15 protein-coding genes and 1 other annotated feature (1 of these 16 cut by a window edge) are annotated in these 13,989 nt (G+C 42.8%); all 15 genes read left to right on the plus strand.

The genetic code is table 11. The annotated features are described in order from the left end of the window. Nucleotides 1-79, plus strand: a binding site (T-box leader) (it extends 140 nt beyond the left edge of the window). 65 nt (nucleotides 80-144) lie between these two features. Then, nucleotides 145-2,781, plus strand: coding sequence for an alanine--tRNA ligase (gene alaS, locus AR335_RS08515; protein ID WP_062234242.1), 2,637 nt, complete (start codon nucleotides 145-147; stop codon nucleotides 2,779-2,781). Nucleotides 2,782-2,864: 83 nt separating this feature from the next. Continuing rightward, nucleotides 2,865-3,137, plus strand: coding sequence for an IreB family regulatory phosphoprotein (locus AR335_RS08520; RefSeq protein WP_053357741.1), 273 nt, complete (start codon nucleotides 2,865-2,867; stop codon nucleotides 3,135-3,137). Next, on the plus strand, nucleotides 3,137-3,565 hold the full coding sequence (gene ruvX / locus AR335_RS08525) for a Holliday junction resolvase RuvX (RefSeq protein WP_062234244.1): 429 nt from the start codon (nucleotides 3,137-3,139) through the stop codon (nucleotides 3,563-3,565). Before AR335_RS08520 ends, ruvX begins: the two co-directional genes overlap by 1 nt. Before the next feature lie 10 nt (nucleotides 3,566-3,575). After that, nucleotides 3,576-3,875, plus strand: a complete 300-nt coding sequence (locus AR335_RS08530) for a DUF1292 domain-containing protein (protein WP_062234246.1) — start codon at nucleotides 3,576-3,578, stop codon at nucleotides 3,873-3,875. Between the two features lie 266 nt (nucleotides 3,876-4,141). Beyond that, nucleotides 4,142-5,269 carry an endolytic transglycosylase MltG gene (mltG, locus tag AR335_RS08535; protein WP_062234249.1) on the plus strand — a complete coding sequence of 376 codons (1,128 nt, stop codon included), beginning with the start codon at nucleotides 4,142-4,144 and terminating at the stop codon, nucleotides 5,267-5,269. A gap of 63 nt (nucleotides 5,270-5,332) precedes the next feature. Beyond that, on the plus strand, nucleotides 5,333-5,989 hold the full coding sequence (locus tag AR335_RS08540) for an O-methyltransferase (RefSeq protein WP_062234252.1): 657 nt from the start codon (nucleotides 5,333-5,335) through the stop codon (nucleotides 5,987-5,989). A 22-nt stretch (nucleotides 5,990-6,011) separates the two neighbouring features. Further along, a complete protein-coding gene (udk, locus tag AR335_RS08545; RefSeq protein ID WP_062234254.1) occupies nucleotides 6,012-6,653 on the plus strand; it encodes a uridine kinase in 642 nt (213 codons plus the stop codon). 166 nt (nucleotides 6,654-6,819) lie between these two features. Beyond that, on the plus strand, nucleotides 6,820-7,296 hold the full coding sequence (gene greA / locus AR335_RS08550; RefSeq protein ID WP_053357747.1) for a transcription elongation factor GreA: 477 nt from the start codon (nucleotides 6,820-6,822) through the stop codon (nucleotides 7,294-7,296). Nucleotides 7,297-7,393: 97 nt separating this feature from the next. Then, nucleotides 7,394-9,127, plus strand: coding sequence for a peptidoglycan D,D-transpeptidase FtsI family protein (locus AR335_RS08555; RefSeq protein WP_062234256.1), 1,734 nt, complete (start codon nucleotides 7,394-7,396; stop codon nucleotides 9,125-9,127). A gap of 90 nt (nucleotides 9,128-9,217) precedes the next feature. After that, on the plus strand, nucleotides 9,218-9,853 hold the full coding sequence (locus tag AR335_RS08560) for a YrrS family protein (protein WP_062234259.1): 636 nt from the start codon (nucleotides 9,218-9,220) through the stop codon (nucleotides 9,851-9,853). 178 nt (nucleotides 9,854-10,031) lie between these two features. Beyond that, nucleotides 10,032-10,679 (plus strand): class I SAM-dependent DNA methyltransferase, encoded by a 648-nt coding sequence (locus AR335_RS08565; RefSeq protein WP_062234261.1) that lies wholly within the window; start codon nucleotides 10,032-10,034, stop codon nucleotides 10,677-10,679. A 23-nt stretch (nucleotides 10,680-10,702) separates the two neighbouring features. Beyond that, complete coding sequence (gene mtnN, locus AR335_RS08570; protein ID WP_062234264.1) at nucleotides 10,703-11,407, plus strand: 5'-methylthioadenosine/S-adenosylhomocysteine nucleosidase; 705 nt, start codon at nucleotides 10,703-10,705, stop codon at nucleotides 11,405-11,407. Further along, nucleotides 11,400-11,867, plus strand: coding sequence for an S-ribosylhomocysteine lyase (locus tag AR335_RS08575; protein ID WP_053357752.1), 468 nt, complete (start codon nucleotides 11,400-11,402; stop codon nucleotides 11,865-11,867). Before mtnN ends, AR335_RS08575 begins: the two co-directional genes overlap by 8 nt. A gap of 14 nt (nucleotides 11,868-11,881) precedes the next feature. Next, a complete protein-coding gene (locus AR335_RS08580) occupies nucleotides 11,882-12,805 on the plus strand; it encodes a PLP-dependent cysteine synthase family protein (protein ID WP_062234267.1) in 924 nt (307 codons plus the stop codon). Nucleotide 12,806: 1 nt separating this feature from the next. Next, complete coding sequence (locus AR335_RS08585; protein ID WP_062234270.1) at nucleotides 12,807-13,940, plus strand: bifunctional cystathionine gamma-lyase/homocysteine desulfhydrase; 1,134 nt, start codon at nucleotides 12,807-12,809, stop codon at nucleotides 13,938-13,940. Nucleotides 13,941-13,989 lie beyond the last annotated feature (49 nt).

Consider the following 13,989-nt stretch of genomic DNA (forward strand, 5'->3'; position numbering starts at 1 on the left):
TATTTAAGGTGATGATCCCCATTGAAAGCGGGTTCATAACCAGGGTGGTACCGCGTGAATAACAACTCTCGTCCCTGATGCAGATCAGGAACGGGAGTTTTTTTATTTGCCTGTCGTTTTTACACCAGAAAGGAGATAGGAAAGATGAAAACTTTAACGTCTGCTCAAGTAAGACAAATGTTTCTGGATTTTTTCCAGGAGAAGGGCCACAGTGTCGAGCCAAGTGCATCACTCGTCCCCCACGAAGATCCGTCTTTGCTATGGATTAATAGTGGAGTAGCAACGCTGAAAAAATACTTTGACGGCAGGGTCATCCCTGAAAATCCAAGAATCGTGAATGCGCAGAAATCAATCCGTACAAATGATATTGAAAATGTAGGAATCACAGCAAGACACCACACATTCTTTGAGATGCTTGGGAACTTTTCTATCGGGGACTATTTTAAAGAAGAAGCCATCATTTGGGCTTGGGAGTTTCTAACAGATCCAAAATGGATTGGTTTTGATCCTGAAATGCTTTCTGTAACCATTCATCCGGAAGATGATGAAGCATTCGATATCTGGAACAAGACAGTAGGGGTGCCTGCAGAACGAATCATCCGTCTGGAAGGAAACTTCTGGGATATCGGAGAAGGGCCGAGTGGGCCAAACACAGAGATCTTCTATGACCGAGGAGAAAAGTACGGTAATGACCCAGAAGATCCGGAACTTTACCCGGGTGGAGAAAATGACCGTTATCTTGAAGTATGGAACCTTGTTTTTTCCGAGTTCAACCATAATCCTGATGGAACGTATACTCCACTTCCAAAGAAGAATATTGATACAGGAATGGGCCTTGAGCGCATGGTTTCCGTCATCCAGAACGTTCCAACCAACTATGACACAGATCTCTTCATTCCTGTGATTCGGCTGACTGAACAGCTTTCAGGCAGCAAGTATGGAGTAAGCAAGGAAACGGATACGGCGTTTAAGGTAATTGCTGACCATATTCGAACGGTTGCTTTTGCGGTTTCAGATAATGCTCTGCCTTCAAATGAAGGACGCGGTTATATTCTTCGCCGCCTGATCAGAAGAGCGACACGCTTCGCTAAACAGATAGGCTTAGATCGTCCGTTCATGTTTGAACTTGTACCGACTGTTGCTGACATAATGGTTGATTTTTATCCTGAAGTGAAAGAAAAAGTTCCTTTTATTCAGCGCGTCATCAAGAACGAAGAGGAACGTTTCCATGAAACCATCAATGAAGGATTGGCGATTCTTGAGGATGTCATCCAAAAAGAAAAAGCATCAGGCAGCAGCACGATTGCAGGAAAAGATGCGTTTAAACTCTATGATACATTCGGTTTTCCTTTTGAACTGACCGAAGAGTACGCTGCTGAACACAATATGGAAGTCGACCGTGCCGGTTTTGAAAAAGAGATGGAAGCACAGCGTGAACGTGCTCGTTCTGCGCGCCAGGATGTAGATTCCATGCAAGTGCAGGGAGGCGTACTCAGCGATATCAAAACCAACAGTGAATTTGTCGGTTATGATAAAGAAAGAAGTACTTCAAAAGTGCTGGAGACTCTTCAAAACGGTGAGCGGGTAGACCTGCTAGGCGAAGGAGAAGAGGGGCAGGTCATCTTGGATCTCACTCCGTTTTACGCTGAAAGCGGCGGTCAGGTAGCCGATCAGGGAACTATTATTGGAGAAGGTGTAGAACTGTACGTGAAGGATGTACAGAAGGCGCCGAACGGTCAGAACCTTCATACTGTAACGGTAGTGAAAGGAAGCTTGCGCAAAGGGATTGAAGTCGTGGCACAAGTAGATGCTGAAAAGCGTGCTGCCATTGTAAAAAATCATACGGCTACCCACCTTCTGCATCAGGCGCTGAAAGATGTTCTGGGAACCCATGTTAATCAGGCTGGTTCTCTCGTCGCCCCAGGAAGACTTAGATTTGACTTCTCTCACTTCGGAAGTATTTCTCCTGAGGAACTGGAGCGCATCGAGGAAATCGTCAATCAGAAAATCTGGAAGACGATCGCAGTGGATAAGATGCTGAAACCAATCGATGAAGCAAAATCTATGGGTGCAATGGCTTTATTCGGTGAAAAGTACGGAAAAGTGGTCCGTGTCGTTCAGATTGGGGATTACAGCCTTGAGCTTTGCGGTGGATGCCATGTTCATAATACATCTGAGATCGGATTGTTTAAGATCCTTTCTGAGACAGGAATCGGTGCTGGAACAAGAAGGATTGAAGCTGTAACAGGACAAGAAGCATACCAGGCGATGAAGGAACAGGTTCAGGTTCTTCGTGACGCTGCTGCTATACTGAAAACCAATACAAAAGAAGTGCCGCACCGCATCGAAACACTTCAAAGCCAAGTTCGCGAACTTCTTCGTGAGAAGGAAGCTTTGTCTTCTAAATTAGGCAACTTGGAAGCAGGAAGCTTAATCAACGAAAAAGTAGAGGTCAATGGTGTTTCTCTGATCGTTAAAAAAGTAAATGCTGCAGATATGAATGGCCTGCGGTCCATTGTTGATGATTTAAAAAATAAACTTTCGAGCGGAATTGTAGTACTCGGAGCAGTAAATAATGATAAAGTAAACATTGTAGCCGGAGTTACAAAAGATTTGATTTCAAAAGGCTACAATGCCGGCAATCTTGTAAAAGAAGTAGCTTCACGCTGCGGCGGAGGCGGCGGAGGCCGTCCTGACATGGCGCAAGCTGGAGGAAAAGATCCCGAAAAATTGGAATCTGCATTGGAATCGGTGATTGAAGCAGTTAAATCTGTTTGCTAATCACAGCATTAAGGGTACAATGACTGTATAAAGGGAAAATACATTCAGTCAAAAGGGAGAAGTTAGAGAAAGAGGTGTTGGCCGTGAGTTCTATGGATAAAACAATGAAGTTTAATTTTCATGACGATTCAATGGATCCAAATGTACAAAAAGTGCTATTCTCCGTTTATGAAGCACTGCAGGAAAAAGGCTATAACCCGATTAATCAAATTGTCGGGTATCTGTTATCAGGAGACCCAGCCTATATTCCACGCCATAAGGATGCCAGAACGATGATTCGTAAAATTGAACGGGATGAACTTATTGAAGAACTGGTTAAATCCTATCTTGATACGAAGGAAAAGGATTCTCTCTAATGACCAGAATTCTAGGACTTGATGTGGGTTCCCACACGGTTGGAGTGGCTGTCAGCGATGCCATGGGCTGGACTGCTCAGGGAATTGAGACGGTCAGGAGAAAACCGCATCAGCCCGACGAAGTCTTTGAACGTATTGGCGAGTGGGTCAAACAGTACGAAGTTGAAGAAATTGTAGTAGGCTTACCCAAAAACATGAACGGATCCATTGGTCCGAGCGGTGAAGCATGCCAGGAATTTGCCCGAGAGGCTGAAAAGCGGTTTGAACTTCCCGTCGTGTTATGGGACGAGCGGTTAACGACGATGGCTGCAGAAAAAATGCTGATTTCAGCAGATGTCAGCCGCAAGAAGAGGAAACAAGTGATTGATAAGATGGCAGCGGTTTTGATTCTGCAAGGTTATTTAGACAGCCGCCAATTAAAAGATTGAGGTGATTCAAATGGCAAATGAAGAAAAAGAGCACATTATCATTCCAGGAGAAGATGGAGAAGAAAATCTGTTTGAAGTACTAATGACGATTGACGGAAGCACCACTCCGACAGGCCATTCTTACATTCTGCTCGTACCAGCTGGTGACGATCAAGAAGATGAGGAGAGCGAAGAGCAGGAAGTTTTTCCTTTCCGTTTTGTAGACAAGGGTGAAGAGGAAGACGATATCGAGCTTTTCCCTCTTGAAACAGATGAAGAATGGCAAATGATCGAAGAAACACTAAACGCTTTTCAAGATGAAGAAGAATAATCGATTGGCAGCTAAAGTCTAACTTTAGCTGCTTTTTTTTATGACATTGGAGCATACTAAAGGTCTTATCACTTTAAATCCCTTTATCTGGGAGTTTTGTCTGGCTGCAGCGATAGTATCCGCAGGGCATAAGTCCGGCATCGATTAATGATGAACTTATTCTATATCGGACTTTAACAGAGACGCTTGCGCTTTTCTTAATTATGGAAGCTAGACATGATTTTTACTTATCAGTATAATTAAGCAGATGAAGGGAGAGAAAAAGGGTGTTAATATTAAATACGGTTTCGGGAGGCCCTCTTGATTCCGGCGGGAAAAACCGAAAAAGAAATACAGCAGTCGTTCTATTTCTGATCTTTGTGATCATTGCCGCAGCTGCTTTATATGGATATACATACATAAAAGATGCGCTTGGACCTGTAAACAAACATAACGATAAAAAGATTACGGTAGATATACCGATTGGTTCTTCAGTTTCCACTATCGGAAAAATTTTAGAAGACAAAGGGCTGATCACCAGCAGCATGGTCTTTCAGGTGTATGCCAAATCTAAAGAGTCTGGAAATTTGCAGGCTGGCGTCTATGACCTTAAGCCTTCAATGAATGTCGATCAGCTGATCGCCGCTTTAAAGAACGGTAAAGTATTTCGCCATCCTGAAACCTCCTTCACCATACCTGAAGGGTTTATCATTCCGCAAGTAGCCGAAGTAGTGGCGAAAAACACCGGCCAAAGCAAAGAACAAGTAATGAAGATTATGAACGACAGAAGATTTGTGAAAGAGCTGCAGGCACAGTTTCCTATTATTGATAATAAAGTTTATGACAAAAAGGTCTATTATCCTCTTGAAGGATATTTGTTCCCTGCAAAATATGAGTTCGATGAGAAAAAACCTGATGTAAAAGCGGTTATAAAGAAAATGGTGGAAAAAACGCAAAGGATAATGGATAACTACCAGGCTGAAATTAATAAAAGCAAGAAAAAGCCTTATGAAGTTCTGACTTTAGCATCAATGATTGAAGAGGAAGCTCAAAGGCCAGAAGATCGGCCTAAAATATCAGGTGTTTTTTACAACCGGTTAAAAAGGAAAATGACGCTTGATTCCGACCCAACCGTTAAATATGCACGTAAAAACTTTAAAGTACAAGTTCTCTACAAAGAACTAAAGTATGACTCACCTTATAATACGTATAAATATCCAGGGCTGCCCATTGGCCCGGTGGCATCTCCAGGAGAAGAATCGATTAAAGCTGCACTGAAGCCAGAACCGTCGGGATATTACTTTTTCTATGCCCGCCCAAACGGTCAAGTGATTTATACAAAAACATACAAGGAACATACAAAGGTCGTTCAAAAATACCGGGATGAATGGCAGGCGCACGCAAGGAAAAGCTAAAAAGAAAACATAACATTATGCTTTTATGATATAATGTTCCGGGTTAAGTAAGGAGGCATCGCCTTGATCACAAAAGAAGTACAGGACTATATCGAAGAATTAATTCCTGATCGAGATCCGAGAATAGTGGAAATTGAGGAGTATGCAAAAGAGCATAGTGTTCCGATCATGGAGCTCGTCGGCATTGAAGCCTTGCTTCAGCACCTCCGAATTATCCAGCCGAAAAAAATCTTGGAGGTAGGGACAGCCATAGGGTATTCTGCGATTCGTATGGCAGAAGCTGTACCGGATGCTTCGATCGTTACCATTGAGAAAGATCCGGAACGATACGAGCTGGCTGTGGCCAATATTAAGGAACTAGGATTTACGGACAGAATAACTGTATTGCTGGGTGACGCCAATGAATTAGCAGCAGAGGCAGAAAAACATGCACCCTTCGATGTTGTATTTATAGATGCCGCAAAAGGACAATACCAGCGTTTTTTTGAGAACTATGGAAGACAACTTCGGCCGAAAGGCATCATGATCTCAGATAATATTCTCTTTAAAGGCTATGTTGCCGATGACAGCGAGGTTGGAACGAGACGGCTGGCATCCTTAGTAAGAAAGATTCGTTCTTACAATGAGTTTCTCATGAACAACGAAGAGTATACAACTGCCATTCTGCCTGTCGGCGACGGCTTAGCCATCAGCATGAAAAAGGATAAAGAGCAGCGTTAGAGAGTTTGGAAGGAGAAAGAACATGGTACAAAAACCGATTGTCATAGGGGTAGCCGGGGGTTCAGGCTCTGGAAAAACTACAGTTGCCAAGGAAATCTACCGCCAGTTTGCCGATCAGTCGATTCTGATTATAGAGCAGGATTCATATTACAGAGATCAATCCGACAAGACGATGGACGAGCGTCTCAAAACAAATTATGATCATCCTCTGGCTTTTGACAATGAATTGCTTATTCGCCAAATAAACGACCTTTTGGAATATAAATCCATAGAAAAGCCGGTTTATGACTATACAGCACATACAAGAAGTGATAAAATTATCCCAGTCGAACCGAAAGATGTAATCATTCTTGAAGGTATTTTAATTTTGGAAGATGAGCGTCTAAGGGACCTAATGGATATCAAACTATTTGTCGACACGGATGCCGATGTCCGGATTATCCGGCGTATGGTCAGGGACACCCGTGACAGAGGACGTACGCTCGAATCAGTGATCGATCAGTATACATCAGTAGTCCGTCCGATGCATAACCAGTTCATTGAACCTACAAAACGGTATGCGGATATCATTATCCCGGAAGGCGGACAAAACCGGGTAGCGATCGATTTGATGGTCACCAAAATTCAAACTATCCTTGAAGAAAAAGCAATCCTAAAAAAATGAGGCTGAGTCCTCATTTTTTCCGCATGGTTCGGTTTAATACCACCAATAAATTTGGCAAGCGCTTTATTTTTTAGTAAGGTGTAAGAAATCCGATATACATATCAGATCTGTTTGACGACATATATAGTTATCAAGGGTACTGATTAATTGAAGGAGTGAATTCAGAATGTCAGAAGAGAAAAAACATTATATGACGCTTGAAGGCAAGCAAAAATTAGAGAACGAATTAGAACATTTAAAGACTGAAAAAAGAAAAGAAGTAGTAGAACGTATAAAAATCGCTCGCAGCTTCGGTGATCTTTCCGAAAACTCGGAGTATGATGCTGCAAAAGACGAACAGGCTTTTGTTGAAGCCAGAATCGTTCAATTGGAGAAAATGGTACGCGATGCCGTGATCATTGAAGAAAATAAAGCGGCAGGAGACAGCGTATCCATCGGAAAATCTGTAAAGTTTCTTGAGCTTCCAGATGGTGACGAAGAAACTTATATGATTGTCGGAAGCGCGGAAGCCGATCCGTTTGAAGGGAAAATCTCAAATGATTCTCCGATGGCAAAAAGCCTTTTAGGCAAGAAAGTCGGAGAGCAGGTTTCAGTACAAACTCCAGGCGGAGAAATAAGTGTACGAATTTTAGAAGTAAAATAAGGAAAACAGCGTCTTAGATGACGCTGTTTTTTGTTTTAGGCAGGCAGCAAGTTTATTTAAAGCCGGGAGAGACCACAATGAAAATGAGGTGGTCTTTATGAAAATCATTCATAAACGCATAGTGATTTCCGGCTCGCTATTTCTTTTGGGTTTGTTTCTCCTTGCCGGGCGCCTGATTCAGATACAGCTAGTATCTACAGAATCCTTTTCAAAACATAAGGTCAATCTAATTGACGAGAGTGTAAGACAACGCACACATTCCTTTACAATCAATGAAGGAAGAGGGCTGCTGCTTGACCGAAATGGCGAGATGATCTCCGCGGAATTAAAGCCAGCTGTTATTTTATTCCCTTTTTTGCAGGGTGAAGCGAAGGCCATCGATAAAGTGGCGGATGTGCTGGGAAAAAGTCCTTCTGTAATTCGGAGAACGGTTGAAGAGCACGAAGAACCCTTCGTTATCGCTGATGAGAAAGATGATATTACGACCCAGACAATGGAAAGAATCAATAAATTAAAGCTTCCAGGAGTTTATGCTCATTATATTGCAAGAAATAAGCACTCGGAGTTTGCCAGTTCCTTGCTCGGCGTAACGGGACAAGCCCCGGAAGTGATCAAGAAAAATTATAAAGATAAACTTGATAAAGGGATGATCAATGTTAATACAAAAATTGGAAAAACGGGATTTCAGCAGGCGTTTGATCCGTTCTTGATCTCTGAAGGAGAGACGAAGCTGATCTATCATGTTGACCGGTCAGGGTCTCCCCTTTTCGGTCTGGACGTTAAATACCTTGCTCCATCCAATCCCTTTTATCCAGTTAGTGTGAAAACCACGGTAGACAGCAAGCTGCAGGCCATTCTTGAGCGTGCTGTTGACGTAAGCGGCATAAAAAATGGCGGAGCTGTAATGCTGGATGTTTCGAGCAATGAACTGCTTGGTATGGTAAGCCGGCCATACAAAACAGGCTTAAGCAAAAACCAGATGCTGACTCGGCATGCTCCGGGTTCTGTTTTTAAAATCGTGACGGCGGCCGCTGCCATTGATCATAAAGATCTTCAAAAAGAGAGGACGTTTGACTGTGACCTCGGGATTGATGGGAAGAAGGCCAAGCATCCACTAGGAAATTTGGACTTTAACAGCAGTTTCTCACAAAGCTGCAATCGGACATTCGGCCTGCTGGCTAATGATATGATGAAAAAAGATCATAGCATGTTGGATGACTATGCCAAGAAGCTTGGCTTGACCGGCAGATCAGGCTGGAACGGGCAAGTTTATCATTATCAAGACTTCAAACAGTTTCCGGAAGAAGAGTATGCAACGATCTGGGCTGACCGCTACGACAAAAATCAGCCATTAGCCATCTCTCAAACGGCAATCGGCCAAAAAGATGTCCAGGTTACACCTTTATCCGTTGCAAATATGATAGCTGGCATCGCTCGTGGAGGAAAAGTGGAGGAAGTGAAAGGTGCGACAAAAATCCTGTATAAAAACGGGAATACCTTGCTTACTTTTCAAGACCATAAGAAAAAAGCAGAAATACAGCCTTATACTGCACAAAAGCTTCAGATGCTGCTTCGTGGCGTTGTAACCGATCCAAAGGGAACAGGGAGGGCGTTACAGGGTCTGCCATATGCAGTCGCGGGCAAGTCCGGAACGGCAGAAAAAGGGAAAGCTAATACTTCAAATAAATGGTTTGCCGGTTATTTTCCTGCCGACCATCCAAAATATGCGCTCGTTGTTATTGATTTAGATTATACAGGTGCACGTACAACTGTTATTTCGACTTATGCCGACATTGTGAAAAGGATTTACAATAACGATAAAGAAAAATAATAAGTTCTGCTACATACTCAAAATCTCAAACTTGTCGAATTCGTTTATCGTGGTAAAATTGATATAGCAAAACTTTTTTAGGAGGTTTGTATGAGCAGAAAACAATACCGTTCTCGCTTTGAAAAGCGAAAACAAAATCGAACGTTAAACATTGCAATCGGAGTAGTTATCCTCTTGATTATAATTGTCGGAGCTAACATATTCATGAACGGAGGCAGCAGCCAGACGTCTTCTTCTCCTGCTCACGGTAATCAGGATAAGAAAAACCATTCCTCTTCCTCTAAAACCGATACAACAAAGAAAGACGACTCGATCGTCGTAGATGAAGATAAGAACAAAGATTCCTCTGGTACGGATCAGAATTCTTCTTCGCAGAAAGATGACAGCGAAGATAAAAATAAAGATGATTCGGCTAAAAAAGAGACCGATAAACCTGAAGGGGGAGGCCCAGATGGTCCATGGGATCCTGTGGGAACTTCACAAACAGGCGCACACACCAAATCGTACGATAAAGGAACTCCGGACTGGAACGAACAAACAAAGGCTTTATCCTATGCAACAGGAATACCCGAGGATCAAATGACATTATTGTGGCTGGGTAATGGAGGGGCACCGGACAAATCGGTAGGACGTGTCCTTTCAAAGGAAGATGGAAGCCGCTATGAAGTTCAGCTTCAATGGGAAGACGGCAAAGGCTGGAAACCCACAAGCGTTACAAAAAATTAATAAAAGCATAAGCCGTCTGAACATTTGTTCAGACGGCTTTTTCGTTAATTTAAGCCCCAAAATGAGAGTGCCGTTTGATTGATTATTCCTGATTTCTGTGATATCTTGGAACCTGTAAAGTTTTAATTCATAGTATAGTGATAGGAATTATATATTTTAAATAGACGGAGTGGGATAAATGGGCAGAGAATTTATTTCGTTATTTGATGAGTGGGCAGAATCATACGATCAATCAGTGTCAGGCCAAGATGAAGAATATAAGGAAGTATTTGAACGATATGGAGAAATTCTTGAAGCGGTTGCCTCAAGGACGACAGGAACTGTCGCAGAATTTGGAGTGGGTACTGGAAACCTGACCGAAAAACTGCTGGATGCCGGGAGAACGGTTTATGGTATTGAACCTTCAAAAGGCATGCGGGAAAAGACAAAAGCCCGTTTTACAGACCTCCAGCTTTTTGATGGAGACTTTTTGGCATTTCCAGAACTTCCTGGAGAGATTGATGCTATCGTAAGCACCTATGCTTTCCATCACCTTACAGATAAAGAAAAAGACTCTGCTATCCAATTATATAGCCAGATTTTAAAGGAAAATGGTAAAATTGTATTTGCGGATACAGCTTTCATTAATGAGGCGGACCGGCAGGAAAGGTACCGCATCGTAAAAGAACAAGGTTATTTAAACCTGCTGCAGGATCTTCAGACGGAATATTATACGACGCTTGAAGTGCTGAATGAAATTTTTCAGAAACATGGTTTTGAAGTTTCTTTTGAAAAATTAAATACCTATGTCTGGCTGATGGAAGCTGTTAAAACGAAAAAAATTTAACAGAATATATTGGAGTTGTCGCTATGAAAATTGGAATAATCGGTGCTATGGAAGAAGAGGTCATCATTCTTCGGGATAAACTATCACACAGGCAGGACAAAACGCTCGCCGGCTGTGAATTTTATACTGGGAAGATTGATGGACTTGATATCATTCTCCTGAAATCGGGTATCGGTAAAGTAAATGCCGCTATTGGAACAACGTTGATGATTGAGATGTTTCAACCAGACTGCATTATCAATACAGGATCGGCTGGAGGGTTCCACAAAGACCTGAATGTTGGAGATGTCGTCATCTCAACGGAAGTTCGCCATCATGATGTGGATGCAACCATCTTTGGCTATGAATATGGGCAGGTTCCACAGATGCCGGCCTACTATGTACCGGATGCCGATCTTGTTTCCATCGCTGTAAAAAGTGCAGAGAAGGTAAGCGGAATACAAGTAGCAAAAGGTCTGATCGCTTCAGGTGACTCGTTCATGAGCGATCATGAACGAGTGGAATTTATCCGGACAAAGCTTACGGGATTGTATGCAGCAGAAATGGAAGCGGCGGCGATTGCTCAGGTTGCCTATCAGTTCAAGGTGCCGTTTGTCATTATCCGATCTCTTTCAGATATAGCCGGTAAAGATGCCCGCGTATCTTATGACCAATTTTTAGATACTGCCTCCAAGCACTCGGCAGAATTGATTTTATTAATGATAGAGGAGTTGAAACATAATGGTTAAAAAAATGAATGTAGAAAGCTTCAATCTTGATCATACTAAAGTTGCAGCACCTTATGTACGTCTTGCTGGTACAACCCAAGGTAAAAATGGAGATGTTATCCATAAATATGATATTCGCTTTTGCCAGCCGAACAAAGATCATATGGATATGGCGGGGCTTCATTCAATCGAACATTTAATGGCGGAAAATATCCGTAACCATCATGATTCAGTGGTGGATATCAGTCCAATGGGCTGCCAAACCGGATTCTATCTTTCAGTCATTAACCATGACAACTATGATGAAATCCTTGAGGTCCTAGAAAAAACATTGCATGATGTTCTAAAAGCGGAGGAAGTACCTGCCTGCAACGAAGTTCAATGCGGATGGGCTGCCAATCACAGCTTGGAAGGCGCAAAAGAGATTGCAGAAAAAATGTTAGCGAAAAAAGATGAGTGGAACAAGGTGTTTGCTGAATAAGAGGAGTTTGTGTGATGACGGTTTATAAAAATATACATGAGTTAATCGGTAATACACCGATGGTCCAACTGACTCAGTTCCAGTTGCCAAATGGGGTGCGGCTATTTGCCAAACTTGAATATTTCAATCCTGGAGGAAGCGTGAAAGACCGGCTGGGGAAAGAATTACTGGATGAAGCGTTCCGTACAGGAAAACTGGTGGAGGGCGGTACCATCATTGAACCGACAGCCGGCAATACAGGAATTGGTCTGGCATTGGCAGCTATTAACAGAGGTATTAACGTTACGTTTGTTATCCCTGAAAAGTTCAGTATGGAAAAGCAGGACATCATGAGAGCTCTAGGCGCAACCATTATTAATACGCCAACAGAGGAAGGTATAAAGGGAGCGATAAAGAAGACTGAACAGCTTCTTACTGAGATTCCTAACTCCTTTACTCCAGCTCAGTTTTCCAATCCGGCCAATCCTGCTACGTACTATAAAACACTTGGACCAGAAATTTGGCAGGACTTAAACGGCGAGGTTGACATCTTTGTTGCAGGAGCCGGCACTGGCGGTACATTCATGGGTACCGCACAGTTCCTAAAAGAAAAGAAATCGGAAATTAAAACGGTCATTGTAGAGCCAGAAGGGTCGATTTTGAACGGCGGCCAGTCAGGACCTCATAAAACAGAAGGAATCGGTATGGAATTCTTGCCAGGCTACATGGATTCTTCTTATTTTCAAGCGATCCATACAGTTAGCGATGTTGACGCATTTAACAGGGTGAAAGAATTGGCACAAAAAGAAGGCATTCTTGCTGCCAGTTCTTCAGGTGCTGCTCTTCATGCTGCATTGCTGGAAGCAGAAACAGCTCCTGCAGGTTCGTCAATCGTAACAATCTTCCCCGATGGAAGTGACCGATATTTAAGCAAAAAGATATACGAAGGAGGCATTTAACATGAAAAGGAAAACAAAATTGATACACGGCGGAATTCCGGGTGATCCAGCTACAGGTGCCGTGTCGTTTCCGATTTACCAAGTAAGCACCTACAAACAAGAAGAAGTGGGTGTTCATAAAGGATATGAATATTCCCGAACAGGAAATCCGACCCGTTTTGCACTAGAAGAGCTTGTTAAAGACCTTGAAGAAGGAAAAAGAGGTTTCGCTTTCGGTTCTGGTATGGCAGCCATTACAGCTGTTATGATGCTGTTCAGTTCAGGTGACCATGTGATCCTGACGGATGATGTATATGGCGGGACATACCGCGTTGTATCTAAAGTCCTCAACCGAATTGGTATTGAAGCCACTTTTGTTGATACAACCGATTTAAATGCAGTAAAAGAAGCGATCAAACCGAATACAAAAGCATTATATGTTGAAACACCGACAAACCCATTGTTAAAAGTAACCGATTTAAAAGCAGCTTCCCAATTGGCGAAAGAAAACAACCTGTTATTTATCGTGGACAATACGTTCAGCACTCCGTATTGGCAAACACCAATTACATTAGGAGCTGATATTGTTCTTCATTCGGCTACTAAATATATTGGAGGGCATAGTGATGTCGTGGCAGGTATCGTCGTTGTAAACGATGATAAGCTGGCTGAGGATCTTCACTTTGTTCAGAATTCTACAGGCGGGATCTTAGGGCCGCAGGACTCTTGGCTCCTTATCAGAGGTATTAAGACGCTCGGTCTTCGTATGGAAGCCCACGAGGCCAATACGAAGAAAATTGTAGAGTTTCTGTCCAATCATCCAAGCGTTGAAAAAATTTATTACCCTGGACTTGAAAGCCATCCTCAGCATAGCATCGCAAAAGCGCAGGCAGGTGGCTTTGGCGGGATGGTATCATTCGATGTAGGTAGTGGCGAGAAAGCTGCCCAAGTCTTGAAAAAGGTACATTACTTTACCTTAGCAGAAAGCCTTGGTGCAGTAGAAAGCCTGATTTCTGTTCCTGCTCAGATGACGCATGCGTCAATTCCTTCTGACCGCAGAGCAGAACTGGGAATCACTGATGGATTAATCCGCATCTCAGTCGGAATTGAAGATGCAGATGACTTAATTGAAGATTTGAAGCAGGCGCTTCAATAAGAGAAAAAACTCCCGGCAGATAGAACCGGGAGTTTTTTTATATATTTGT

This window comes from Fictibacillus sp. FJAT-27399 (genome assembly GCF_001510655.1).
GTDB classification, from domain to species: Bacteria; Bacillota; Bacilli; order Bacillales; family Fictibacillaceae; genus Fictibacillus_C; species Fictibacillus_C marinisediminis.

Coding starts and splice junctions, on each gene's coding strand:
- alaS (WP_062234242.1), top strand. CDS start 145: ATGAAAACTTTAACGTCTGCTCAAGTAAGACAAATGTTTCTGGATTTT.
- ruvX (WP_062234244.1), top strand. CDS start 3,137: ATGACCAGAATTCTAGGACTTGATGTGGGTTCCCACACGGTTGGAGTG.
- AR335_RS08530 (WP_062234246.1), top strand. CDS start 3,576: ATGGCAAATGAAGAAAAAGAGCACATTATCATTCCAGGAGAAGATGGA.
- udk (WP_062234254.1), top strand. CDS start 6,012: ATGGTACAAAAACCGATTGTCATAGGGGTAGCCGGGGGTTCAGGCTCT.
- greA (WP_053357747.1), top strand. CDS start 6,820: ATGTCAGAAGAGAAAAAACATTATATGACGCTTGAAGGCAAGCAAAAA.
- AR335_RS08555 (WP_062234256.1), top strand. CDS start 7,394: ATGAAAATCATTCATAAACGCATAGTGATTTCCGGCTCGCTATTTCTT.
- AR335_RS08560 (WP_062234259.1), top strand. CDS start 9,218: ATGAGCAGAAAACAATACCGTTCTCGCTTTGAAAAGCGAAAACAAAAT.
- AR335_RS08565 (WP_062234261.1), top strand. CDS start 10,032: ATGGGCAGAGAATTTATTTCGTTATTTGATGAGTGGGCAGAATCATAC.
- mtnN (WP_062234264.1), top strand. CDS start 10,703: ATGAAAATTGGAATAATCGGTGCTATGGAAGAAGAGGTCATCATTCTT.
- AR335_RS08575 (WP_053357752.1), top strand. CDS start 11,400: ATGGTTAAAAAAATGAATGTAGAAAGCTTCAATCTTGATCATACTAAA.
- AR335_RS08580 (WP_062234267.1), top strand. CDS start 11,882: ATGACGGTTTATAAAAATATACATGAGTTAATCGGTAATACACCGATG.
- AR335_RS08585 (WP_062234270.1), top strand. CDS start 12,807: ATGAAAAGGAAAACAAAATTGATACACGGCGGAATTCCGGGTGATCCA.